The organism is Stenotrophomonas sp. 107298_Sma, from assembly GCF_056480345.1.
This window is the reverse complement of record NZ_CM151094.1, coordinates 1,301,357-1,324,797: the sequence shown is the minus strand read 5'-3', so window position 1 is coordinate 1,324,797 and position 23,441 is coordinate 1,301,357. Positions and strand designations below refer to the sequence as shown.

The 23,441-nt window shown below is 66.1% G+C and carries 20 protein-coding genes; 9 read left to right on the top strand and 11 right to left on the bottom strand.

Annotated elements, in window-relative coordinates; genetic code table 11:
- Nucleotides 1–188 precede the first annotated feature (188 nt).
- From ACZK2G_RS06250 to ACZK2G_RS06230, 5 genes are read left to right on the top strand one after another with little or no spacing between them, the layout of a single operon-like run.
- A complete protein-coding gene (locus ACZK2G_RS06250) occupies nucleotides 189–722 on the top strand; it encodes an RNA polymerase sigma factor (RefSeq protein ID WP_136638348.1) in 534 nt (177 codons plus the stop codon).
- Nucleotides 719–1,687 (top strand): FecR family protein, encoded by a 969-nt coding sequence (locus ACZK2G_RS06245; RefSeq protein WP_046983294.1) that lies wholly within the window; start codon nucleotides 719–721, stop codon nucleotides 1,685–1,687. The genes ACZK2G_RS06250 and ACZK2G_RS06245 overlap by 4 nt, the downstream gene beginning before the upstream one ends.
- A gap of 11 nt (nucleotides 1,688–1,698) precedes the next feature.
- Nucleotides 1,699–4,497: a TonB-dependent receptor plug domain-containing protein gene (locus tag ACZK2G_RS06240; protein ID WP_478474949.1), complete on the top strand. Its 2,799-nt coding sequence runs from the start codon at nucleotides 1,699–1,701 to the stop codon at nucleotides 4,495–4,497.
- A gap of 49 nt (nucleotides 4,498–4,546) precedes the next feature.
- The gene (locus ACZK2G_RS06235; RefSeq protein ID WP_478474947.1) at nucleotides 4,547–5,503 is read left to right on the top strand and encodes a hypothetical protein; all 957 of its coding nucleotides are present in this window, start codon (nucleotides 4,547–4,549) and stop codon (nucleotides 5,501–5,503) included.
- On the top strand, nucleotides 5,500–6,207 hold the full coding sequence (locus ACZK2G_RS06230; RefSeq protein WP_478474945.1) for a hypothetical protein: 708 nt from the start codon (nucleotides 5,500–5,502) through the stop codon (nucleotides 6,205–6,207). Before ACZK2G_RS06235 ends, ACZK2G_RS06230 begins: the two co-directional genes overlap by 4 nt.
- 83 nt (nucleotides 6,208–6,290) lie before the next feature.
- Here ACZK2G_RS06230 and ACZK2G_RS06225 read toward each other — a convergent pair whose 3' ends face one another.
- From ACZK2G_RS06225 to murJ, 7 genes are all read right to left on the bottom strand, one after another.
- Complete coding sequence (locus ACZK2G_RS06225; protein WP_478474944.1) at nucleotides 6,291–6,956, bottom strand: lysoplasmalogenase; 666 nt, start codon at nucleotides 6,954–6,956, stop codon at nucleotides 6,291–6,293.
- A complete protein-coding gene (locus ACZK2G_RS06220; RefSeq protein ID WP_478474942.1) occupies nucleotides 6,953–8,836 on the bottom strand; it encodes a M61 family metallopeptidase in 1,884 nt (627 codons plus the stop codon). The genes ACZK2G_RS06225 and ACZK2G_RS06220 overlap by 4 nt, the downstream gene beginning before the upstream one ends.
- Nucleotides 8,837–8,993: 157 nt before the next feature.
- Nucleotides 8,994–9,944 (bottom strand): 4-hydroxy-3-methylbut-2-enyl diphosphate reductase, encoded by a 951-nt coding sequence (gene ispH / locus ACZK2G_RS06215; RefSeq protein ID WP_004148461.1) that lies wholly within the window; start codon nucleotides 9,942–9,944, stop codon nucleotides 8,994–8,996.
- A gap of 27 nt (nucleotides 9,945–9,971) precedes the next feature.
- The gene (gene lspA / locus ACZK2G_RS06210; RefSeq protein WP_046983300.1) at nucleotides 9,972–10,496 is read right to left on the bottom strand and encodes a signal peptidase II; all 525 of its coding nucleotides are present in this window, start codon (nucleotides 10,494–10,496) and stop codon (nucleotides 9,972–9,974) included.
- The gene (gene ileS / locus ACZK2G_RS06205; protein ID WP_046983301.1) at nucleotides 10,496–13,327 is read right to left on the bottom strand and encodes an isoleucine--tRNA ligase; all 2,832 of its coding nucleotides are present in this window, start codon (nucleotides 13,325–13,327) and stop codon (nucleotides 10,496–10,498) included. Before ileS ends, lspA begins: the two co-directional genes overlap by 1 nt.
- On the bottom strand, nucleotides 13,324–14,271 hold the full coding sequence (locus ACZK2G_RS06200) for a bifunctional riboflavin kinase/FAD synthetase (protein ID WP_478474939.1): 948 nt from the start codon (nucleotides 14,269–14,271) through the stop codon (nucleotides 13,324–13,326). Before ACZK2G_RS06200 ends, ileS begins: the two co-directional genes overlap by 4 nt.
- 75 nt (nucleotides 14,272–14,346) lie before the next feature.
- On the bottom strand, nucleotides 14,347–15,951 hold the full coding sequence (gene murJ, locus ACZK2G_RS06195; RefSeq protein WP_046983303.1) for a murein biosynthesis integral membrane protein MurJ: 1,605 nt from the start codon (nucleotides 15,949–15,951) through the stop codon (nucleotides 14,347–14,349).
- Between the two features lie 117 nt (nucleotides 15,952–16,068).
- Here murJ and rpsT point away from each other — a divergent pair, with 117 nt between their 5' ends.
- Nucleotides 16,069–16,338, top strand: a complete 270-nt coding sequence (gene rpsT, locus ACZK2G_RS06190; RefSeq protein WP_004148449.1) for a 30S ribosomal protein S20 — start codon at nucleotides 16,069–16,071, stop codon at nucleotides 16,336–16,338.
- Between the two features lie 178 nt (nucleotides 16,339–16,516).
- Here rpsT and cgtA read toward each other — a convergent pair whose 3' ends face one another.
- The 3 genes from cgtA to rplU form a co-directional block, all read right to left on the bottom strand.
- Nucleotides 16,517–17,569 (bottom strand): Obg family GTPase CgtA, encoded by a 1,053-nt coding sequence (cgtA, locus tag ACZK2G_RS06185; RefSeq protein WP_253079762.1) that lies wholly within the window; start codon nucleotides 17,567–17,569, stop codon nucleotides 16,517–16,519.
- A gap of 216 nt (nucleotides 17,570–17,785) precedes the next feature.
- Nucleotides 17,786–18,049 carry a 50S ribosomal protein L27 gene (rpmA, locus tag ACZK2G_RS06180; protein ID WP_004148333.1) on the bottom strand — a complete coding sequence of 88 codons (264 nt, stop codon included), beginning with the start codon at nucleotides 18,047–18,049 and terminating at the stop codon, nucleotides 17,786–17,788.
- A gap of 11 nt (nucleotides 18,050–18,060) precedes the next feature.
- The gene (gene rplU / locus ACZK2G_RS06175) at nucleotides 18,061–18,378 is read right to left on the bottom strand and encodes a 50S ribosomal protein L21 (protein ID WP_004148331.1); all 318 of its coding nucleotides are present in this window, start codon (nucleotides 18,376–18,378) and stop codon (nucleotides 18,061–18,063) included.
- 318 nt (nucleotides 18,379–18,696) lie between these two features.
- Between rplU and uvrA the strand changes: the two genes are divergently transcribed.
- From uvrA to ACZK2G_RS06160, 3 genes are all read left to right on the top strand, one after another.
- A complete protein-coding gene (uvrA, locus tag ACZK2G_RS06170) occupies nucleotides 18,697–21,687 on the top strand; it encodes an excinuclease ABC subunit UvrA (protein ID WP_478474936.1) in 2,991 nt (996 codons plus the stop codon).
- Nucleotides 21,687–22,094, top strand: a complete 408-nt coding sequence (locus ACZK2G_RS06165) for an acyl-CoA thioesterase (RefSeq protein WP_136638357.1) — start codon at nucleotides 21,687–21,689, stop codon at nucleotides 22,092–22,094. The genes uvrA and ACZK2G_RS06165 overlap by 1 nt, the downstream gene beginning before the upstream one ends.
- 97 nt (nucleotides 22,095–22,191) lie before the next feature.
- Nucleotides 22,192–22,917, top strand: coding sequence for an enolase (locus ACZK2G_RS06160; protein ID WP_478474933.1), 726 nt, complete (start codon nucleotides 22,192–22,194; stop codon nucleotides 22,915–22,917).
- 54 nt (nucleotides 22,918–22,971) lie between these two features.
- Here the strand turns inward: ACZK2G_RS06160 and ACZK2G_RS06155 are convergent, their stop codons facing one another.
- On the bottom strand, nucleotides 22,972–23,418 hold the full coding sequence (locus tag ACZK2G_RS06155; protein WP_136638359.1) for a copper chaperone PCu(A)C: 447 nt from the start codon (nucleotides 23,416–23,418) through the stop codon (nucleotides 22,972–22,974).
- Between the last annotated feature and the right edge of the window lie 23 nt (nucleotides 23,419–23,441).

The window sequence follows — 23,441 nt, the reverse complement described above, 5'->3', positions numbered from 1 at the left end:
GCCGCAGCGGGGCGATCCCCCCCAGTGGATCCGGCGCCGAAAGATGAATACATTCACAATGAGAATTCGATCGATGCACACTCTTCCCCATCCGGTCATCGTCGCGTAAAACTCGATGACGCATCTGCCACCGACACGCGAGGCCTGCCCTGTCCACCCCGTCCCCCCTGCTCCATCGCGCGCCGCAGCTGCCCGCGCCTGCGGATGCCTTCATCGCGTTCGTACGCGAAGAACGCGCGCCGCTGTGCGCGTTCCTGCGCACGCGAGGGGTCGGGCCGGAAGATGCGGAGGACATCGCACAGGACTGCATGGAGCGGTTGATCCGCTATCGCGCGCAGGGCCCGGACGAACTGCGCCTGCTGCTGTATCGTATCGCCCGCAACCGCCTGGCAGACCGCGGCCGTTCGCCGCAGTCGCGGCCGCACCTGCCGCTGGCCGAGCACGATGGCAGCGACGAGCCTTCCAGTACCTCGCCCGATCCATTGCGCCAAGCCGAGTCCGGGCAGATGCTTTCCCTGCTGCGGCAGGCCCTGTTCAAACTGCCCGAGCGCGCGCGCGAGGTGTACCTGCTCAACCGGATCACGGGCATGAGCTATACACAGATTGCGCGGCACTGTGGAATCACTGCCAAGACCGTGGAAAAACATATTGCCCGCGCCCTGCAGGGCCTGCGCCAGGAATTGGGGCCGGATCCACTGCACAACGACAGGGACGCTGAATGAGCCGCCACCGGCACATGGAAGACGCCTCGGTGTTCGAACGCGCCAGCACCTGGGTGGCGCGGCTGGAAGCCCCGGACTGCACAGCGGACGAGCGTGAAGCGTTCGAAGACTGGCTGGCTGAGGACCCTGCCCATGTCAAAGCCTGGGTACAGGCCGAGACCCTGTTCCAGCAGGGCGAAGGGCTGGCCACCGACCCCTGGTTGCGGACCGCCGCAGCGCGCGCCGCGCGACCTGCCCGCCGTCGCCTGCTGCCCGGCCTGGCCGCGGCCGCCGGCATCTGCCTGGCCATCGGCATCGGCTGGATGGTTGCGGTGGATGGCAATCCGACACCGCAGCTGTACGCCAATGACACCCGCCTGCCGCGCCAGTTGACCCTGGCCGATGGCAGCGTGGCCACGCTTGATGCTGGCACCACGCTGCGCGCCAGCTTTGGCTGGCGACATCGCGAACTGGATCTGGAGCGCGGACGCCTGCAGCTGCAGGTGGCGCCATCGAGCAAGGCACTGCGGCTGCAGGCTGGCAACAGCACGATCCGCGACATCGGCACCACCTTCCAGGTCGAGCGCCTGCACGATGGCCTGGTCGAGGTCGCACTGCTGGAGGGCGCAGTGGAAGTCAGCAGCGGCACGGCCCAGCACATGCTGGCACCTGGCCAGCAGCTGCAGGTGCTGCCCTCCGGGCGCATCCAGCCTGGCCCGGCGCTGTCATCCAACGCGGCCGCCGAAGGGTGGCTGCACGGGCAACTGGTCTTTGATGCCACGCCACTGTCCATCGTGGTCGAGCGCATGAACCGCTATGGCCGCACGCCGCTGGTGATCGCCGATCCGGAGATCGCCGATCTGGCGGTAAGTGGCACGTTCCGCGCGGGGGATGCACAGGAGCTGCTGTCCGCACTGGAACTGGGCTGGTCCGTTGCTGGCCAGACGCGCCCGGATGGCGCGCTGGAACTGCGCCGCACGTACTGAGGAGGCCGGCAGTGAAGGCAGGTCCGGGTGCGCTGCAGTGGGGGCTGCTCCGCGCCTTGCTTTATCTGGCAGTGGGTATAGCGGCATTACCGGTGGCCGATGCCAGCGAGCCTGCCGGCACGCTGGAGATCGATGTGGGCGCCGGACCATTGGTCCCGGCATTGCAGCAATGGGCACGGCAGAGCGGTACCGCCCTGCTGTTCGACGCACGTGAGCTGGAGGGGCTGCGCACCAACGGTAGCCATGGCCAGCGTGATACGGCAACCGCACTGAAACAGCTGGTCGGCGGCCTGCCGGTGAACATCCTGCGCACATCCTCAGGCGCCTTTGTCATCCGCCGCGTTCACGCCGAACTACCGGCCAAGGTATCGAAAGCCCCGGCAGCGGCCCACGCCATACGCACCGTGCCCAACGCGCCCGATGCAGCACCGCAGGTGGAACTGGCACCGATCCACGTCACCGGCAGCCGCCTGCCGCGCACCTCGGTGCAGACAACGCTGCCGGTCACCACCATCGACCGCGACGACATCCTGCGCAGCGGCTACGGCAACCTGTTCGACCTGTTGCGGCACCTGCCGGGCATGAACGGCCATCCGGCCATGAGCACCTCGCGCAGCGGCGATTCGCAGTACCTGCCAGTAGGAGCGGCCGCGACAACCAGTCTCGACGGCATGGGACCGCGAGCGACGCTGTTCCTGGTCAATGGCCGGCGCCTGCCCCGCTATCCAATGGTGTCGCTGGAACAAGGCGGACTGACCGATCTGGGCGGCATTCCGCTGAGCTTCGTCGATCGCATCGAACTGGTCCGCGGTGGCGCCTCCGCCATCTACGGTGCCGACGCGATGTCCGGCGTGGTCAACATCATCCTGCGCGACCAGGCCGATGGTCCCGAAGCCATGCTGCAGACCGGGCTCAGCGGCCGCGGCGATGCCGGGCAGTACCGGGTGCAGGCAGCCACCGGTGGCCTGCGCGAGAACGGCGACCGCTGGTTTGCGGGCCTTGACCTGCATCGTGTCGAACATGTGGCCGGTGATCGCCGCGACTGGCATGCGGAAACCTCGCTGTATCCGATCGGCGCGATCTTCGGCAACTGGTACGTGCCGGCCCGGCGCTGCGAGCCCCCGTTGAAGCGCCGCGAGGATGGCTGCTGGTTCGACAGTGCCCGCCCGCGCTCGCTGCAACCGGCCTCGGATACCGCATCGGCCTACCTGCATTACCGGCACGAACGCGGTGAAGGACGCTATGCCTATGTCGAAGCACGCGCCAGCCACAACCGGCAGCGCTTCGACCTGGGTCCAACCGCCATCGCCGTGGTCGCGCGCGGAATCACCTTCAACAGCGTCATGCATGAAGCCGGCAATGTGCGCCCCAGCGTTCGCGCCACCGATACGGATGTCACCTTCGGCATCGGCCGCGACCAAGGCCGGCGCAGCTGGGAAGCGGGAATCAGCGGCCAACGCAGCGGAGTCACGCTGTCCACCGCAGGCACCGTACGTGCGACCCGGTTGCTGGAAGCCACGCAGTCGCGACGGTTCCTGCCCGGCTTCGACGCACCACCTGCCGCCGAAGCAGAGGCATTGTTCCCATCGATCCGCAACCGCGGCAGTACCGAACAATGGCAGGGCTGGTGGGGTATGCAGCGCGAACTGATGCCGCTGCCCGGTGGCCCTGCGCAGCTGGCCACCGGCATCGACCTGCGCCATGAGCGCTGGACATCGCGTCCCGACGCGCTACTCAGCCAGGGTGACCTCGCATTGGGGCTGCCACAGCAGCAACGTCGCCTGTCGCGGCAGAGCAGCGGCGTCTACGCCGAGCTCGGCCTGCCGCTTGCGCCCACGCTGCGCGCGGATCTGGCCGCTCGCTGGGATCGTGATGGCGGTTTCATGGCGTTCTCGCCCCGGGCCGGCCTGCGCTGGAGCCCGACGCCGCAGTGGTCGTTCCTGCTGGCCAGTGGACGCGGCTATCGCGCTCCCAGCCTGTTTGAACAGCGGCGACCGCCCGGCTACTTCGGCTCGATCACGCTGCCCGCCTCCAGCGCGCTGCCGGAATGCGCGATGACCATCAGTGATGGTCGTTGCAGCGTCACCGCCGAGGTGGTGGAGAACGACGCACTGAAAGCCGAGCGCTCGCGCAGTCATTCGCTGGCCGCCACCTGGACACCCAACGACACCTTCTCACTGTCGCTGACCCACAACATCGTCGAACTGCGCAACGAGATCCTGGCCCTGCAGCCATCCGACGCAGCGTGGAACCGCAGCACCTGGCAGCTGGACGAAGACGGCCAGCTGCGCAGCCTGCGCCTGTCCTTCGACAACATCGGGCGCACCACGTCCCGCAACTGGGTGCTGCGCGGCGAGTACCGTATCGATGCCGGCAGCAACGGCCAGTGGCTGTTCTCGCTCGATGCATTGAAGCAGCAGGAACTGCGTCGTCGCCGCGACCATGAGCCTGCGGTGGACCTGCGCGGCCATGTGACGCCGGAGATCGCCGCCGTACTGAACGTGCAATGGCAGAACAGCAATTGGGATATCGCGCTGCGTGGCAACCAGACCGGACGCACGCGTGCGTGGCTGCCCGGTGCCGAGTGCCCGCAGGAGCAGATCGAACTGAGCCACTGCATGAACCCGCGGCAGCTTCGCTGGAACCTGCACCTCGCACGCCGGCTGGGCCCCCGCATTGTCGCCGCGGTGGATGTGCACAACGTGCTCGACACGCAGCCGGTGAACTATCTGGTCGGCAACGGCGGACAGATGCCCGGGCTGGACGACCCACTCGGCCGATACTATCTTCTGACCCTGCAATTCCGCTGAAGCGTAGTAACCTACGCGCCCTGCTCCACCGGTCTGCCACCTCCACCCCATGAAGGCCTATCTCTGGTTCTGGGGCGCGTTCCTGCTGTTCTTCGCGTTGCCTTTTCCCTGCATCCTCTATTTCGGCACGTCATGGCCGGTGGCGCTGGCTGATCGCAGTGCACCGTGGCTGGCAGTGCTGCTGCTGGCGTTGTCGCTGGCCTTGTGGCTGGTCCTGCTGCTCGCCTTCCTGCACTACCTGCTGCTCGGCCCACCACGTGCCCTGCATCGGGTGCGCTCGATCCTCGCCAACGGTGAGCCACGCACTACACTGATCAAGCAGGCCGAACAGACTGGCGTGCATGTGCGTGGCTTCGCGCAGTGGAAGCTGCAGTTGGCCTTCCAGAACCTGTCCGGCACGCCGATCAGCGAGCAGATGCTGGTGGTCGACAGCAAACCCCAGCTGCAGCGCTTCGTCGTCGGCAATCACCTCGATGCACGCCTGAGCCGCACGCCAGGCGAATTCCCCAACGTGGTGCTCGACGGCGCCCATCCCGAGCTGGATGTTGCCAGCCTGTGGCGGCGTGGGATCGGCGGTGGCATCGCCATCGTGGTGGTTGCCAGTGCCTATGTATTCACCTACCGGCTGCAGAGCGAAGGCCTGGGCTGGACCTTCCTGTCGTTCGGCCACCCGTTGCTGGTGTGCCCGCTGGTGCTGTGCGGCTACGCACTGGGCCTGCGCCTGCTCGGCCGACTGCTGCACGCCGATGCACGTGGCGATGCGCTGAAGTACCGTGGCATCGGTGTGGAGGCCAGGGTGCTGAAGGTGCGCCAGACCGGCACATATCTCAACGAACAGCCGCAGGTGGAATTCCAGCTGGAGTACACCGACCGCGAAGGCGCTATGCGGCAGGCCAGCGTGCGTCGCTTCATCCCGCTGATCGAACTGGCCAACATCCCGCGCGAGCACGTGACGCTGCTGTACGACCCGGATGATCGTGGAAACGTACGCATGGAGGAGGTATGAAACAGCCTCCCTCCACCCGACTGGTGTTCTCGCTGGTGCTGCTGGTACTGGCGGGCGTGGCCGTTGCTGGCGGCGGATTGCAGACGATCGGCGAAACGCTGGGCCATTCGGTGCAGCGCGACCGGTTGCCAGCCCCCACCGGTACGCAGCCGTCGCGCGAGAATCCCGCATCACTTGCGCCGATTCCCGATCCACGGCCGATTTCCATTCCCGAACGCAGCAACCGTCTGTTCGATGCGGACTACCTGCAGGCCGCACGCCAGGCGCTGGAGCAGCTGCCGGCGCTGGCCGGACAGCGATTGACCGTGTTCCACAGCATCCACTTCTACGACGACGGGCGCATCAACCTCGATCTGGTCGACCCCCAACAGCCAACCCACGTCGACAGCTACCATTTCGAACGCGGCCAGTGGCGCAAGGGCAATCCCGTGAACCCACAACAGTTCGCTCCCACCATCAGCCTGCAGCGCAGCAGCACGCCTCTGGCCAACATCGATTTCGATGCCGTGCCACGCGTAGCCCAGGCGCTGCAGGAAAAACGCAACGCATTGCAGAACCCAGCCTCCGAAGTCGGCCATGTCTACGTAGTCGTACGCAAGGCGGGCAAGCTGGTGTGGCTGCCGGATGAAATCGCCGGAGACCGCGAATCGGTGCGCCTGCAGTTCGATGCGCAGGGTGCCCTGCGCGGTGTGAGCCGCCGGTAGCCGACGAAAAAAGGGGACGGAGGGGATTAAGTCGTATGTGGCATCAGGTCGTACACGACTTAATCCCCACCGTCCCCTTTCTGCTACTTCACCGAGCGCGCGATGGCGTACTGCGCGCCGTAGTACGTGGACAACACCAGCAGGCTGGCCAACGGCAGGCCGCCGGCGAAGCGGTCCCAGGCCAGCAGTGAATCGCTGGCCACGAACAGCAATGCACCTGCCGCGGCCCAGCGGGCGCTTCGGGCTTCCACGGCATCGGGCTGCGGGCTGCGCCACTGCCGTGCCAGGGCCAGCACCGCCATCGACGCCAGCACCACCACATACGCCAGTACCGGAATGCGCATCGGCGCCGGCAGGTGCGGCCACAGGCCCAGCACGTTGAGCACGGCAAACGCACCGAGCAGCACACCGGCGCCGACCAGCCCACGCCCGGCACGCAGGCCATCGCGGAAGGCGACGATGTAGCAGACGTGCGCCAGCAGGAAGGCGACCAGGCCCGGCACGAACGCGTCCACCGGCAGCATCAGCGCAATGTCGCCCACGCACGAGAGCAGCATGCCGGCCAGCACCGCGCGGCGGTAGAACGGCTGTGCGGGATCGTGCACGCGCCAGGCGATGGCAGCGATCAGCAGCGTGGTGGCCGGCTTGGCCAGCCAGTGCAGCCAGCGCCCATCACCCTGCAGGAAGGCCCCGACGATGGCGAGGATTGCCATCAGCAGGATCAGACCATCGCGGGCGCGCGGTTTCATCGCGCCTTCCACAGCTCTGCGAGGCGGTCAGGCTTGCCGGCAATGCGCTCCAGCACCGGATACTGCAGGCCACCGTGGTAGGCGATGCTCATCGTTTCGATGCGATCGAACTGCTTCACCAGCAACACGATCGGCGCCTTGTCCTTTGCTGCGGCCGCCACTGCATCCTTCAAGCGCTGGCTGCTGTATTCGCGGCCACCAACCGCGATTACCTTCATGCCGGGTGCAAGACCGGCGTTGAACGCCGGGCTGTCCCAGATCACGTCACCGACCGTGCCGTTGTCGAGCACGGTCGCGCCCAGCGAATAGGCCAGCAACGCGGCCTTGGCGCGCTTCTCCTGCGCCTTGTAGGCATCGTTCGGGGCATCGCGATAGACCAGCTTCCAGCCCGCCAGTTCGAGGCCGCCGGTCAACGAACCATGGCCGTCCAGGCGCCCGCGCAGGAACGTGGCCCAGTCATACGGCGCGATGCCGTTCAAGGTCGCGACTACATCATCGAAGGTGTACGGATTGACGTCCCAATCGCCATTACCGACGCCGAAAAACGCACGTGCGAAGTCGTCCAGGCTGCGCCGGTTGCCACTCAGTTCGCGCAGCTTGCCCTCCACTTCCAGCCACAGCATCTGGCCGCCGGAGTAGTAGTCCTCGCTCATCTGGTAGTTGCGATAAGGCAGCGTACGGCGCTGAGCAATGGTCGGGTCGTTGGTGGTGTCCTGCAGCGGGCGCCAGGCCAGGCCCGGACGGCCACGGTCGTAGGTCGCGGCCACGTTGGCCAGCATGTCGCGTGCCTGGTCGGTGGACCACAGCCCCGAGCGTGCGGCCAGCACCTGTCCCCAGAACTGGGTCTGCCCCTCATACACCCACAGCAGGCTGTCGCCCATCGGCACGTTGAAGTTGGCAGTGGCCAAGTCCGCGCCGCGGCGGTACTTGCCGTTCCAGGAGTGGGTGTATTCGTGCGGCAGCAGATCGCGCATCCACGCGCTCTTTTCCCACTCGGTGAAGTAGCCCGGCTCGGCGCTGTTTTCGCTGGAACGGTGGTGTTCCAGACCGATGCCGCCGAGGCGGTCGGTCAACGCCAGCAGGAACTCGTAGTGGTTGTAATGGCGCGCGCCATAGAGCTTGTCGGCCTGCTGCACCAGCGCGCGGTGCAGCTTGATCTGTTCGTCGGTCGGCTTCAGCGACTTGGCGTCGTCGGCGAACACGTTCAGATGCACCGGCACCTTCGCGCCGGGGTCGAGGTCGATGCGCTGGTGGTGCTCGCCGGCAAACAGCGGCGAATCGACCAGGTGGTCATAGGAGATCGGCTTGAACACCACGGTGTCACCGTCGCGGCGCGCGGTCTCCAACGCGGTGGCGAACGACCAGCCCTTGGGCAGGGTCACGCTGGCCTGCGCCTGCAGCTGCCGCGCATCGACACCGGCCGGATACAGCGAGTTGGCGTTCCACTGCAGGTTGAGCATTTCCGGGGTCATCACCACCCGGCCCTGGCTGCCGCCCTGCGAGGACAGGAAATCGAAGTGGGCGACAATCTCGCTCACGCCCTCGGGCACGTTCACCTTGAACGCATAGACGTTGAACTGGTCGCGCTGCCAGGCCAGCGGCTTGCCGTTGGCAGTCACACGCAGGCCGGCCAGCTTGTCGATCGGGCCGGTCGGCGAATGGTTGCCTGGAATCCACTGCGGGTACAGCAGGGTCATCGGGCCGGGCTTGGCCGGCACCGTGGCAGTCACCTTGAAGATGCGCCGGGCCAGATCGCGCGCGTCCACATCGATGCGCAGCAGGCCGGGGGCCGCCGCGTTCGCCTGTGGCGAGGTCTGCGCCAGCGCAGGCGTGGCGGCCAGCGCGAACAGCACGGACATCACCAGGGCACGGATCTTCATCGGGCAGGTTCCAGCAGCGGTAGAACCTTTGATGCTAGGCCTGTCGAGTGCGCGGCCCCATGGCCGAAGGTCATGGTCGGTGGCGCTCCGGCCTGATGTGGCAAAACGCCATCCGGCAGTGCGAACCAAGGTTCGCACCCACCAGAGTCAGGCCCGATCAGTCGACCAGGCGCAGGCGCAGTTCCTTCGGCAGTGCGAACACCATCGATTCCGGCTCGCCATCCAGCTCACCGACGCCGTTGGCACCCAGCTCGGCCAGCCGCGCCAGCACGCCATCGACCAGCACCTGCGGCGCCGAGGCACCAGCGGTCACGCCGATGTGCTGCTTGCCCACCACCCACGCCGGGTCGATCTCGTGCGCACCGTCGATCAGGTACGACTCCACGCCTTCGCGGCGGGCCAGCTCACTCAGGCGGTTGGAGTTGGAGCTGTTCGGCGAACCGACCACCAGCACCAGATCGCAGCGCTTGGCCAGGTCGCGCACGGCATCCTGGCGGTTCTGGGTGGCGTAGCAGATATCGTCGTTCTTCGGCCCTTGCATTGCCGGGAAGCGCTCGCGCAGCGCATCGATGATGCCGCGCGTGTCGTCCACCGACAACGTGGTCTGGGTGGTGTAGGCGAAGTTTTCCGGCTGCTTGATCTGCAGCGTGGCAACCTGCTCCACGTCTTCCACCAGATAGATCTGGCCGGTACCGGCTTCGCGGTTCCACTGGCCCATGGTGCCTTCCACTTCGGGGTGACCGGCGTGGCCGATCAGCACCACGTCACGGCCAGCACGGCAGTGGCGGGCAACTTCGAAGTGGACCTTCGTCACCAGCGGGCAGGTGGCGTCGAACACCTTCAGGCCACGGCGTTCGGCTTCCTGGCGCACGGCCTGGGACACGCCGTGCGCACTGAAGATGACCGTGTTGTTGTCCGGCACTTCATCCAGTTCCTCGACGAAGATCGCGCCGCGCTGCTTCAGGTCATCGACCACGAAGCGGTTGTGCACCACCTCATGGCGGACATAGATGGGCGCGCCCAGCGTTTCGATCGCGCGCTTGACGATCTCGATCGCACGATCGACGCCGGCACAGAATCCACGCGGGTTGGCGAGCAGCACATCCATCAGTTCAGTCTCCCGGCAGCGGCCGGCTTACGGTTTCGGATTGGCATTATCCGCCTTTTTGGCGGACTTGCCGTCGAACAGGCCGAACAGGGCGATGCCGACGGCACCGACCACGATGGCCGAATCGGCGATGTTGAACGAGGGCCAGGTGTAGCTGCCCACGTACCACTGGATGAAATCGACCACGTGGCCGTGCACCTGGCGGTCGATCACGTTTCCGATGGCGCCGCCGATGATCAGCGCATACGGCACCGCCGCCTTCCAGTTGCCACGGGCGGTGCCGCGCAGCCACCAGGCCATCAGGCCACTGATGGCGATCGCCAGCACGGTGAAGAAGTGCTTCTGCCAGCCACCGGCGTCGCTCAGGAAACTGAACGCCGCACCGGTGTTGTAGGTGCGGTACCAGTTCCAGAAGCCGTCGATGACCACCACCGGCTGGAACTCCGGCAGGCTCGACAGGACCCACGCCTTGGACCACTGGTCCAGGCCGATGATGGCCGCCGACAGCAGCAGCCAGACCAGGGCGTTCGGATGCGGACGGGGCGCGGCCATCAGAACCAGCTCCGCACTTCACCGGCGCCGGTGATGTTGCTCACGCAGCGGCCGCACAGTTCCGGATGGTCGGCGTTGCTGCCGACGTCGGCGCGGTGGTGCCAGCAGCGCACGCACTTGGCCTTGGTGGTCGGCTGGGCACTGACGAATACCTCGTCGGTGGTTGCCGGGCGCACCTGCACGTCGCCGCTGATGAACAGGAAACGCAGTTCATCGGCCAGCGGCTGCCAGCGCGCGGCCTGCTCTTCGCTGGCGGCGATGGTGATCTCCGCTTCCAGCGCGGCACCGATGGCGCCGTTGGCACGCATCGGCTCGAGCACCTTGGCCACCTGCTCGCGCACGGCCAGCAGCTGGTCGAAGTCGGCGGCGTTGAGCTGGGCATCGGCCGGCAGCGGCGCCAGGCCGTCGTACCAGGTGGTGAACAGCACATGCTCGGCGCGTTCGCCCGGCAGGTAGCCCCACAGCTCGTCGGCGGTGAAGGTCAGGATCGGCGCGACCCAGCGGGTGAATGCTTCGGCGATGTGGTACATCGCGCTCTGTGCCGAACGGCGACCGCTGGAATCGGTCGGCATCGTGTACAGGCGATCCTTGGTCACGTCCAGGTACAGCGAGCCCAGGTCCACGCTGCAGAAGTTCAGCAGCAGCTGCACGATCTCGGCCATGTTGTAGCCGTCGTAGGCCGCCTTGATCTTCTCCTGCAGCTCCCACGCGCGATGCACGATCCAGCGGTCCAGCGCGACCATCTGGTCCAGCGGTTGCAGGTGCTGGGCCGGATCGAAACCGTCCAGGTTGCCGAGCAGGAAGCGCGCGGTGTTGCGCAGGCGGCGGTAGGCGTCGGCGTTGCGCTTGAGGATTTCCTGCGACAGCGACATCTCGTTGCTGTAGTCGGCCGAGGCGATCCACAGGCGCAGGATGTCCGCGCCCAGCTTGTTCATGATGTCCTGCGGCTCGATGCCGTTGCCCAGCGACTTGGACATCTTGCGGCCGTGCTCGTCCACGGTGAAGCCGTGGGTCAGGCACTGCTTGTACGGCGCGCGTTTGTCGATCGCCACGCCGGTCAGCAGCGAGGACTGGAACCAGCCGCGGTGCTGGTCGGAACCTTCAAGGTACAGGTCGGCCGGCTTGCCGAAGCCACGCGCCGCAAGCACGCCTTCATGGGTCACGCCCGAGTCGAACCAGACATCGAGGATGTCGGTGACCTTCTCGTAGTCGGCCGCTTCAGCGCCCAGCAGTTCGGCGGCATCCAGCGAATACCACACGTCGATGCCCTCGGCTTCGACGCGGTCGGCGACCTGCTGCATCAGCTCCACCGAACGCGGGTGGATCTCGCCGGTCTGGCGATGAGTGAACAGTGCGATCGGCACGCCCCAGGTGCGCTGGCGCGAGATGGTCCAGTCCGGGCGGCCATCGACCATGCTCTGGATGCGTGCCTTGCCCCAGCTCGGGAACCAGCCCACGTTGTCGATGGCGGCCAGCGCATCGTTGCGCAGGTTGGCCTTGTCCATCGAGATGAACCACTGCGGGGTGGCGCGGAACACCACCGGCGTCTTGTGGCGCCAGCAATGCGGGTAGCTGTGGCGGATCGGGTGGAAGGCCAGCAGCGCGCCGTTGTCGCGCAGCACGCCGACGATGGCCTCCTGCGCCTTCCACAGGTGCTGGCCGGCCAGCACCACGTCACCGGCCGGCGGGGTCGATTCCAGGTACACGCCACGGCCATCGATCGGGGTCACCTGGCCGGCGTTGTACTTGTCCAGCAGGCCGTACTTCTGGCTGACCACGTAATCTTCCTGGCCGTGGCCGGGGGCGGTGTGCACCGCACCGGTACCGTCCTCATCGGACACATGCTCGCCGTTGAGCACCAGGATCCCGCGCTCCGGGTAGAACGGGTGCGCCAGCAGCTGGTTTTCCAGCGCCGAACCGTCCGCCTCACCGTGCAGCACCACCGCTTCCACGCCGTAGCGCTGCAGTGCGCGCTCGGCCAGGGCGGCAGCCAGCACCAGCCAGCGGCGCTTGCCGTTGTTGGCCGGGCCTTCGGCCAGCACGTAGCGGATGTCCGCGCCCAGCGAAACGGCCAGCGAAGCCGGCAGCGTCCACGGCGTGGTGGTCCAGATCGGCACAGCCACTTCGACATCGGCCGGCACGCTCACGCCGAACGCCTGGCCGATGGCCTGCGCGTCGCGCGCGGTGTAGGCCACGTCGATCGCCGGCGATTCCTTTTCCTGGTACTCGATCTCGGCCTCGGCCAGCGCCGAGCCACAGTCGAAGCACCAGTACACCGGCTTCGCACCACGCAGCAGGTGGCCGTTGGCCACGACCTTGGCCAGCGCACGGATCTCGTTGGCTTCGAAGTCGAAGCTCAGGGTCTTGTACGGGTTGTCCCAGTCACCGGTCACGCCCAGGCGCTTGAAGTCCACGCGCTGGATGTTGATCTGCTCTTCGGCGAACTCACGGCACTTCTGCCGGAACTCGACGGCGTCGAGCTTGGTGCCGACCTTGCCCCACTTCTTCTCGACCGCGATCTCGATCGGCAGGCCGTGGCAGTCCCAACCCGGCACGTAGGGCGCATCGAAGCCGGCCAGGTAGCGCGACTTGACGATGATGTCCTTCAGGATCTTGTTGACCGCGTGGCCCAGGTGGATGCGGCCGTTGGCGTACGGCGGCCCGTCGTGCAGCACGAACAGCGGGCGGCCGGCGGCGTTGTCGCGCAGCTGCTGGTAGAGCCCCTGCTCTTCCCACCGCGCCAGAATGCCCGGCTCGCGCTTGGGCAGGTCGCCGCGCATCGGGAATTCGGTGGCTGGCAGGTTCAGGGTGGTCTTGTAGTCCTGGCTCACGCAGTGGCTCGCAATCTATGTTCGGAAAGGATGGCGCGCGCCTGTTCGGCGTCACGGTGCATCTGGTCGGTCAGCGCCGCCAGATCATTGAATTTTTCTTCGTCGCGCAGCTTGGCGACGAATTCGACTTCGATGTGGCGCCCGTACAGATCGCCCTGGAAATCGAACAGGTGGGCTTCCAGCAACGGCTCCACACCCTCCACTGTCGGCCGCGTGCCGAAGCTGGATACCGAAGGCCACGGCTGGTCGAACACGCCGTGCACCCAGGTTGCGTAGATGCCCGACAACGCCGGGGTCTTCGGGAAACGCAGGTTGGCAGTGGGGAAGCCCAGCGTACGGCCAAGCTGGCGCCCACGCACCACCCGGCCGCTGATCGCATACGGGCGGCCGAGCAGGTCGCCCGCACGGGCGAAGTCGCCGTCCTGCAGCAACTGGCGGATGCGGGTGCTGGAAATGCGCTCGCCATGCAGGTCGACCGCTTCGATCTCGCCAGCGCTGAAACCGAGCTCGGCGCCGAGCTTCTGCAGCAGGGCCAGGTCGCCGCGACGGCGGTTGCCGAAACAGAACTCCGGACCGATCCAGACCTCACGCGCACTCAGGCGATTGACCAGCAGCTGGCGCACGAACGTCTCGGCCGGCATCGCCGCCATCGCTGCGTCGAAACGCAGCAGGCCGATCGCATCGACGCCGAGCTCGCGCAGGATCTCGACCTTGCTGCGCGCCAGGGTCAGCCGCGGCGGCGGCATGCCCTGGGCGAAGAATTCACGCGGCAACGGCTCGAACGCCACGGCAACCGCGGCCACGCCCAAGGCGCGCGCGCGGGCAACCGCGTGGCGGACCAGCGCACGATGGCCCAGATGGAGGCCGTCGAATGCACCGATACAGACCACGCTTCCGTTGGGGAACAGCTCCCCGCCCTCGACGCTTCTGAACAGCCTGCTCATCAACTCTCGTTCCGGCCCAACCGGGGCCGCCGCTTCAATGGTGTAACCCTGAAGTATAGCCGCCACGGGCCGTGATCAATGCCCGCGCAGGTCGCGCGGGCGGAAGCCCATCGCCACCATGGCCACCGCATAGGTCGCGCCACCGCCACCGACCAGCAGTGCCAGTGCGCCGATCCGCTCCCATGCACCCATTGCCGAGAAGCCCGGCAGCCAGTACAGCAGGGCCAGCAGTACGCCGACCATGGCCGCGCAGGCCAGCAGCAGGCGTACCAGATAGCCGCCCCAACCCGGCCGACGCTGGTAGACATCGGTCTTGCCCAGCCAGTACCAGAGCAGGCCAAGGTTCAGGTAACTGGACAGCGCGCTGGCAATGCCCAGCGCCAGGTGCAGGCCCGGCTGCTTGCCGATGGCGGCCATCACGCCCTGCGCCTTCAGTTCGTCCGGCACCATCACCTGGTACAGCACCGCCAGCAGGGCGAAGTTGAACACCATGTTGGCCACCAGTGCGACCACGCCGGCGCGCACCGGGGTCTTGGTGTCCTGGCGCGCATAGAACGCCGGCAGCACCACCTTCAGCAAGGCGAACGCCGGCAGGCCGAAGCTCAAGCCGTACACCGACAGCGCGGTCATGCGGGTATCGAAGGCGCTGAACTGGCCGTGCTGGAAGATGGTCGCGATCAGCGGTTCAGCCAGCAGCAGCAGGCCCAGCATGGCTGGCACCGAAATCAGCAGGGTCATGCGCAGGCCCCAGTCCAGCGAGCGCGAGAAGCCCTCGCGGTCGGTGCTCACGTGATGACGAGCCAGCGCCGGCAGGATCACCGTACCCAGCGCCACGCCGAACACGCCCAGCGGCAGCTCCAGGAAGCGATCGGCCAGCGACAGCCAGGACTGCGAGCCGTCGGTCAGCTTGGCGGCGATGACGGTGTCCAGCAGCAGGTTGATCTGTGCCACCGAGGAACCAAACAGGGTCGGCACCATCAGCGTCATCACCTTGCGCACGCCCGGATGGGTCCATCCCCAGCGCGGCAGGGTCAACAGGTTGATGCCTTTCAGCGAGGGCAGCTGGAACAGCAGCTGCAGGATGCCTGCGGCCAGCACCGCCCAGCCCAGGGCCAGGATCTGCTTTTCCGGGGTACCGCCCAACCGCGGGGCCAGCCACAGCGCACCGGCGATCATGCACAGGTTGAGGATGACCGGGGTCAGCGCCGGCATGGCGAAGCGCTGGAAGCTGTTCAGCGCACCACCGGCCAGTGCGGTCAGCGAGACAAACAGCAGGAACGGGAAGGTCAGGCGGAACAGGTCGACCAGCAGGCCCTGCTTCACCGGGTCGGTATCAACGCCACTTGAGAAGACCGAGGCCAGCTGCGGGGCGAAGATCAGCGCCAGCGCGGTCACCAGCATCAGGATGCCGCCCAGGGTACCGGCGGTGCGGGCCATCAGTTCGCGCAGCTCGGCGTGGCTGCGGGTTTCCTTCACTTCCGTGAACACCGGCACGAATGCGGTGGCGAAGGAGCCCTCGGCGAACAATCGCCGCAGGAAATTGGGTACCCTGAAGGCAACCCAGAACGCATCGGTGACCGCATTGGTGCCGAACGTGGTGGTGATCACCTGGTCACGGACAAGTCCGAGCACCCGCGAGACCATGGTCATGCTGCTGAACGACAGCAGGCCTCGCAACATCTTCGGTGAACTCACTCAGCGTCCCTCTTGACAATCGACTTGACGTGCATTTCTCGGGCCATCATACTAGCTAGCTAGCTGTTCCCATAACACCGATTTTTTCAGGAAACCACCACCGTGGCCAATATCAAGTCCGCCAAGAAGCGCGCCAAGCAGACCGTCGTGCGCAACGCGCGCAACGTGGCTCAGCGCTCGATGCTGCGCACCGCTGTCAAGAAAGTGATCAAGGCGCTGGACGCCAACGATGCCGCCGGCGCCCAAGCCGCCTTCGCCGTTGCCCAGCCGATCCTGGATCGCTTCAGCGCGCGTGGCCTGATCCACAAGAACAAGGCTGCCCGCCACAAGAGCCGCCTGAATGACCGCATCAAGGCCCTCGCGGCCGCCTGATCCGGTTGGTTGCCGGGGCTTCGGTTCCGGCAGCACGCAAAAGCCCGGCTTCGGCCGGGTTTTTTGTTGCCTGCACGCCCGGGGCCAGATCCCTTTTCCAGCGGAAAAGGGATCTGACCCCAACAACAAAAAAACCCGGCCGAAGCCGGGTTTTTCACGCGGAACCACAACGTCATCGTTACGCGTTGCGGGCAGCTTCCAGCTCATCTTCCTTCTGGCGATCAAAGAACGCCATGATCCGGCTCATGATCGGGAAGGTGCCTTCGCGACCCAGCGCGGAAACCAGGAACCACGGCTCCTTCCAGCCCAGCTCAGCGACGATCTGCTCGGCCGCAGCCTTGGCCTCGTCCTCGAACATCAGGTCAGCCTTGTTCAGCACCAGCCAGCGCGGCTTCTGCAGCAGCTCCGGGTCATGCTTCTCCAGCTCACGCTCGATGGCACGTACCTGCTCGACCGGGGAAATGCCTTCCACGCCGCCTTCCATGGGGGAAATGTCCACCAGGTGCAGCAGCAGGCGGGTGCGCTGCAGATGGCGCAGGAACTGCGCGCCCAGGCCGGCACCGTCGGCGGCGCCTTCGATCAGGCCCGGAATGTCGGCAATCACGAAGCTGCGGTAGTTCTCCACCTTCACCACACCCAGGTTCGGGTACAGCGTGGTGAACGGGTAATCGGCCACCTTAGGCGTCGCCGCCGAAACGGCACGGATCAGGGTGCTCTTGCCAGCGTTGGGGAAACCCAGCAGGCCGACATCGGCCAGCAGCTTCAGCTCCAGCTTCAGCGTGCGCTCTTCGCCCGGCTCGCCCGGCAGCGCCTGGCGCGGCGAGCGGTTGGTCGAGCTCTTGAAGTGCATGTTGCCGAGGCCACCACGACCGCCCTGCGCCACCAGCAGGCGGTCGCCATGCTGGGTCAGGTCGCCGATGACTTCGTCGGTGGCCACGTTGATGATCACGGTGCCAACCGGCACGGTGATGGTCAGGTCTTCGCCACCCTTGCCATAGGCCTGGCGGCCCATGCCGTTCTCGCCGCGCTGCGCCTTGAAGATGCGGTCATGGCGGAAGTCGACCAGGGTGTTCAGGTTTTCGTCGGCGCGGATGTACACGCTGCCGCCCGCACCGCCGTCGCCGCCGTCCGGGCCGCCGAGCGGAATGAACTTCTCGCGACGGAAGCCAATGCAGCCGTTGCCGCCGTTGCCGGCGAACACTTCGATTTCTGCTTCGTCTACCAGTTTCATTGTTTCGATGCCTGCGATGGGCGCGGCCTGCGTGCCGCCGCCTTGCTTGAATGTCGGGCCGGATGTGCTCCGGCTGCCGGGGCCGCGCCCCGCGATCGGGCCGTGCCCGTTGTACCACTGATTCCAACGAAAAGCCCCGCCGAAGCGGGGCTCTTCATGCAGCGTGCGATTCGACCAGCAACACCATGCCGGGGCATGGCAGCCAGCCAAGCCTTATCAGGCTTCGACCGACACGACGCTGACGGTGCGACGCTTCTTGGCGCCCTTGACCGAGAACTCCACCTTGCCGTCCACGAGGGCGAACAGGGTGTGGTCACGGCCCAGGCCAACGCCGGAACCCGGGTGGAACTGGGTGCCGCGCTGACGCACGATGATGTTGCCGGCTTCGATGGCCTGGCCACCGAAGATCTTGACGCCGAGGTACTTCGGGTTGGAGTCGCGACCGTTGCGCGAAGAGCCTACGCCTTTTTTATGTGCCATGACCTATCTCCTTACTTGCTGCCACCGGCAATGCCGGTGATCTCGATTTCGGTGTAGTACTGACGGTGACCCTGACGCTTCATGTGGTGCTTGCGGCGACGGAACTTGATGATCCGGACCTTGTCAGCACGACCCTGGGACAGGACGGTGGCAGTGACCGCAGCGCCGCTCAGGGCGTCGCCGATCTTGATGCCATCGCTGTCGCCGAGCAGCAGGATGTTGTCGAACTTGATCTCGCTGCCGACTTCGACTTCGAGCTTTTCAATGCGGAGCTTTTCGCCCTGCGCCACGCGGTATTGCTTACCGCCGGTGACCAGTACTGCGTACATGACCAGACTTCCTCTGTAGTTATTGTGGTCTATGGACTGCCGCCATCGAGGGCGGACAGGAGCGGAATTGTACGTGGACCACCGGGGACGGGTCAAGTCAACCCCTGAACGGCTCTGGAGGCCGGGCCGGAACGGGGTCAGATCCCTTTTCACCGTGTGAAAAGGGATCTGACCCCCGCCTGTCGGGCGGTCTCAGCAGGTGAGACTCCGGGCTGGCATTGTCGCCCATTGCCCCCATCTGGTCACCTCGGTAGGCTGACCGATTGCCGTTCCCTGCTGGCCCGGCATCCAGCCAACGCCCCCACAACCGGATCCCCCATGGCGATGGATTTCATCCGCATCCGCGGCGCGCGGACGCACAACCTGAAGAACCTCGACCTCGACCTGCCCCGCGACAAGCTGATCGTGATCACCGGCCTGTCCGGTTCGGGCAAGTCCTCGCTGGCGTTCGACACCATCTATGCAGAAGGCCAGCGCCGCTACGTCGAGTCGCTGTCGGCCTATGCGCGCCAGTTCCTGAGCGTGATGGAAAAGCCAGACCTGGACCACATCGAAGGCCTGTCTCCGGCCATCTCGATCGAGCAGAAGTCGACCTCGCACAACCCGCGTTCGACGGTCGGCACGATCACCGAGATCTACGATTACCTGCGCCTGCTGTATGCCCGCGTCGGCACTCCGCGCTGCCCGGACCATGGCTACCCGCTGGAAGCGCAGACGGTCAGCCAGATGGTCGACCACGTGCTGACGCTGGATCCGGAGCAGCGCTACATGCTGCTGGCGCCGGTGATCCGCGACCGCAAGGGCGAGCACGCCCAGGTGTTCGACCAGCTGCGCGCGCAGGGCTTCGTACGCGTGCGCGTGGATGGCGAGCTGTACGAGATCGACGAGGTTCCAGCGCTCGCACTGCGCCAGAAGCACACCATCGAAGCGGTGATCGACCGCTTCCGCCCGCGCGAGGACATCAAGCAGCGCCTGGCCGAGAGCTTCGAGACTGCGCTGAAGCTGGGCGACGGCATGGCCTCGGTGCAGAGCCTGGACACTGCCGACAGCACGCCGACGCTGTTCTCCTCCAAGTATTCCTGCCCGGTCTGCGATTACTCGCTGCCTGAGCTGGAACCGCGCCTGTTCTCGTTCAATGCGCCGATGGGCGCCTGCCCCGGCTGCGATGGCCTGGGCATGGCCGAGTTCTTCGATCCCTCGCGCGTGGTCGTGCACCCGGAGCTGTCGCTGGCCGCCGGCGCCGTGCGTGGCTGGGACCGTCGCAACGCCTATTACTTCCAGCTGATCGCCTCGCTGGCCAAGCACTACAAGTTCGATGTCGACGCGGCGTGGAATTCGTTGCCGGACAGCGTGCAGCAAGCCGTGCTGTATGGCAGCGGCGATGAAGCGATCACCTTCACCTACTTCACCGAAGCCGGTGGCCGTACCCAGCGCAAGCACCGCTTCGAGGGCATCATTCCCAACCTCGAACGCCGCTACAAGGAAACCGAGTCGCCGGCGGTGCGCGAGGAGCTGTCCAAGTACATCAGCGAACGGCCGTGCCCGGAATGCAACGGCGCGCGCCTGAACAAGGCCGCGCGCAACGTGTTCGTGGCCGACCGCCCGCTGCCCGAGCTGGTGGTGCTGCCGATCGACGAGGCACTGAAGTTCTTCAGTGAACTGAGCCTGCCGGGCTGGCGTGGCGAGATCGCCGCGAAGATCGTCAAGGAGATCGGCGAACGCCTCGGCTTCCTGGTCGATGTCGGCCTGGATTACCTGACCCTGGAGCGCAAGGCCGACACCCTGTCCGGTGGCGAGGCACAGCGCATCCGCCTGGCCAGCCAGATCGGTGCCGGCCTGGTCGGCGTGATGTACGTGCTCGACGAGCCATCGATCGGCCTGCACCAGCGCGACAACGAACGCCTGCTCGGTACGCTCACCCGCCTGCGCGACCTGGGCAACACGGTGATCGTGGTCGAGCATGACGAGGACGCGATCCGCCTGGCGGACTACGTGCTGGACATCGGTCCGGGCGCGGGCGTGCACGGTGGTGAGATCGTCGGCCAGGGCACCCTGCAGGACATCCTGGAGGCACCGCGCTCGCTGACCGGCCAGTACCTGTCCGGCAAGCGTGCGATCGAGATCCCCGCGCGCCGGCACAAGCCGAACCCGAAGATGACGCTGCACCTGCGCGGCGCCAGCGGCAACAACCTGAAGGGCGTGGACCTGGCGATTCCGTCGGGCCTGCTGACCTGCGTGACCGGCGTGTCCGGCTCGGGCAAGTCGACCCTGATCAACGACACCCTGTTCTCGCTGGCTGCCAACGAGATCAACGGTGCCTCGCACCCGATCGCCCCCTACAAGGAGATCGATGGCCTGGATCTGTTCGACAAGGTGGTGGACATCGACCAGTCGCCGATCGGCCGCACCCCGCGCTCGAACCCGGCCACCTACACCGGTCTGTTCACCCCCCTGCGCGAACTGTTCGCCCAGGTGCCCGAAGCACGTGCACGCGGCTACTCGCCGGGCCGCTTCAGCTTCAACGTGCGCGGTGGCCGCTGCGAGGCCTGCCAGGGCGATGGTCTGATCAAGGTCGAGATGCACTTCCTGCCGGACGTGTATGTGCCCTGCGATGTCTGCCACGGCAAGCGCTACAACCGCGAGACGCTGGAGATCGTCTACAAGGGCTTCAACATCAGCGACGTGCTGGAAATGACCGTCGAGGATGCACTGAAGCTGTTCGAGCCCGTGCCATCGATCGCGCGCAAGCTGGAGACACTGGTCGACGTCGGCCTGAGCTACATCAAGCTGGGCCAGAGCGCGACCACGCTGTCCGGCGGTGAAGCGCAGCGCGTGAAGCTGTCCAAGGAACTGTCGCGCCGCGATACCGGGCGCACCCTGTACATCCTCGACGAGCCGACCACCGGCCTGCACTTCCACGACATCGAAGCGCTGCTGGGCGTGTTGCACAAGCTGCGCGACGAAGGCAACACGGTGGTGGTGATCGAGCACAACCTGGACGTGATCAAGACCGCCGACTGGATCGTCGATCTGGGTCCGGAAGGTGGCCATCGCGGTGGCACCATCCTGGTCACTGGCACGCCGGAAGACGTGGCGGCCTGCCCGCAGTCGTATACCGGCCAGTTCCTGGCCCGCATGCTGCCCTCCACCTGCGCCCGCCCGGACCAGCCCGCCGCCGTGGCCAACAAGCCCGATGCGCGCCCGCCGCGCAAGGTCAAGCCGGAGAAGCCGGCGAAGAAGGCGGCCGCTGCCAAGAGCACCGGCAAGGCCAGCAAGACCGCTTCGCCCCGCAAGAAGAAGGATGCCTGATGAGCAACGAGCACAAGATCCTGGCACGCGTTCCGATCAGCGTGCGCTGGCGTGACATGGACAGCATGGGCCATGTGAACAACGCCAAGTACATCTCCTACCTGGAAGAAGCGCGCGTGCGCTGGATGCTGGGTGTGGAAGGCGTGTCGATGACCGACCGCATCGCACCGGTGGTGGCCGCGACCAACGTCAACTACCGGCTGCCGATCGTATGGCCCAACGACATCCTGGTTGAACTGTTCGTCGAGCGCCTGGGCAACAGCAGCGTGACCATCGGCCACCGCATCGTCGACCAGCAGGACGAGTCGAAGCTGTATTCGGATGGCAACGTGGTGGTGGTGTGGATGGATACGCAGACCGGCAAGAGCGCACCGTTGCCGGACGCGATCCGCAGCGCCTCCAGCTGACATGCCCTGGTAGGTGCCGACCTTGGTCGGCACGCTTCGGCGGCAATGAGGTTGCCGGCCAGCGGCCGGCGCTACCGATCCCGTTCAAAGGACTGACATGATCCACCAGACTGAACTGCGCGACCTGCTGCCCGGCATGGTCCCCTTCCCCACCGACGTCTTCACTGCCGACCAGGCCTGGCTCGGCCAGCACCTGCTGCCGCTGCTGAAGATCGACCTGGGCGTACTGCGACCGGAACTGGCCGGCCAGGTGGCAACAATGCTGTGCCCGATCGAGCCGTATGACGGCTGCATCGGCGAGACCACCGAAGAGCACCACAACGCGTTCACCGGCACCAACTGGATCGCCTTCGAGCTGACCGCTTGCAACGAGATGCGCTTCCTCGGCAACGAGGGTTATTTCATCGGCGATGCTGTGCAGGACAAGGATGCGCAGGAGCACATCGCGCAGATGCGCGAGAGCTACGCCAAGGCCCGCGATTACCATGCCACGCACGGTCGCCTCGCCTGCTACTCGCGCTACGGCAAGGGTGAGCCCAGCGAGCGCGATTATCTGGATACGCTGGGGGGACAGATTTCCTGCGGCAACTGGATCGAGACGGCTGACATCCCGAACGCCTTCACTCTGGAATTCACCGACGCCGCCAACGACCGGCATGCGCCGGATGATGCGGAGCTGGCAATCATCCGCCGCGATGGCAACACGTTCTTCGCAGTGGCCGAAGTGGCCGGCTACAACTGGTGCGCTACTGGCGCCGATGCGATCGTGATGCTGTACGAGCCGGTAAGCCGCACGGTGCTGTTCTCGTACGACTGGTCGTAAAGCCTCACCGCGCTACGCGCTCGCCGGGCATGGCCCGGCGGAACGGGCAGTGCATCACGGGGCAGCCTTGCGCACGGTCAGCGTCGCGCTCGCTTCACTGCCGCCTTCCAGTTGCAGCCGCAGCGGCAGCGCCTGGCCTTCCTTCAACGGGCCCTTGCCCTGCATCAGCATCAGGTGCAGGCCACCGGGCTTGAGTTCGGCGCGCGCGCCCGGTGCCAGCGGCAGGCGCTCGATCGCGCGCATCCGGCTGACGCCATCGACAATCGTGGTCTCGTGCAGCGACACATCAGCGAAGCCGCTGCTGGTCGCCCCGGTGATCGCCACCGCCTTGCTGCAGCCGTTGTGGATCACGCCGTAGCCGGCGGTCATCGGCATCGCCGGGTTCGGCGGCAGCCGCGCCCAGCCCTGCTCCACCTTGACGCAGTCCGGTTCCGCCGCCGACGCCGATGCTGCGGCCGCACACAGAACCAACAGTACGCCAACGAATGGTTTGGTTATCATCGCCCAGGTTCCTTCTTCGCAAC

Excerpts from the sequence above, each read along its gene's own strand:
- ACZK2G_RS06230 (WP_478474945.1), top strand. The coding sequence starts at position 5,500 with ATGAAACAGCCTCCCTCCACCCGACTGGTGTTCTCGCTGGTGCTGCTG.
- murJ (WP_046983303.1), bottom strand. The coding sequence starts at position 15,951 with ATGTTGCGAGGCCTGCTGTCGTTCAGCAGCATGACCATGGTCTCGCGG.
- cgtA (WP_253079762.1), bottom strand. The coding sequence starts at position 17,569 with ATGAAACTGGTAGACGAAGCAGAAATCGAAGTGTTCGCCGGCAACGGC.
- ACZK2G_RS06160 (WP_478474933.1), top strand. The coding sequence starts at position 22,192 with ATGATCCACCAGACTGAACTGCGCGACCTGCTGCCCGGCATGGTCCCC.
- ACZK2G_RS06235 (WP_478474947.1), top strand. The coding sequence starts at position 4,547 with ATGAAGGCCTATCTCTGGTTCTGGGGCGCGTTCCTGCTGTTCTTCGCG.
- rpmA (WP_004148333.1), bottom strand. The coding sequence starts at position 18,049 with ATGGCACATAAAAAAGGCGTAGGCTCTTCGCGCAACGGTCGCGACTCC.
- ACZK2G_RS06245 (WP_046983294.1), top strand. The coding sequence starts at position 719 with ATGAGCCGCCACCGGCACATGGAAGACGCCTCGGTGTTCGAACGCGCC.
- ACZK2G_RS06225 (WP_478474944.1), bottom strand. The coding sequence starts at position 6,956 with ATGAAACCGCGCGCCCGCGATGGTCTGATCCTGCTGATGGCAATCCTC.
- ACZK2G_RS06200 (WP_478474939.1), bottom strand. The coding sequence starts at position 14,271 with ATGAGCAGGCTGTTCAGAAGCGTCGAGGGCGGGGAGCTGTTCCCCAAC.
- ACZK2G_RS06155 (WP_136638359.1), bottom strand. The coding sequence starts at position 23,418 with ATGATAACCAAACCATTCGTTGGCGTACTGTTGGTTCTGTGTGCGGCC.
- uvrA (WP_478474936.1), top strand. The coding sequence starts at position 18,697 with ATGGCGATGGATTTCATCCGCATCCGCGGCGCGCGGACGCACAACCTG.
- rplU (WP_004148331.1), bottom strand. The coding sequence starts at position 18,378 with ATGTACGCAGTACTGGTCACCGGCGGTAAGCAATACCGCGTGGCGCAG.
- ACZK2G_RS06165 (WP_136638357.1), top strand. The coding sequence starts at position 21,687 with ATGAGCAACGAGCACAAGATCCTGGCACGCGTTCCGATCAGCGTGCGC.
- ispH (WP_004148461.1), bottom strand. The coding sequence starts at position 9,944 with ATGGATGTGCTGCTCGCCAACCCGCGTGGATTCTGTGCCGGCGTCGAT.
- lspA (WP_046983300.1), bottom strand. The coding sequence starts at position 10,496 with ATGGCCGCGCCCCGTCCGCATCCGAACGCCCTGGTCTGGCTGCTGCTG.
- ACZK2G_RS06220 (WP_478474942.1), bottom strand. The coding sequence starts at position 8,836 with ATGAAGATCCGTGCCCTGGTGATGTCCGTGCTGTTCGCGCTGGCCGCC.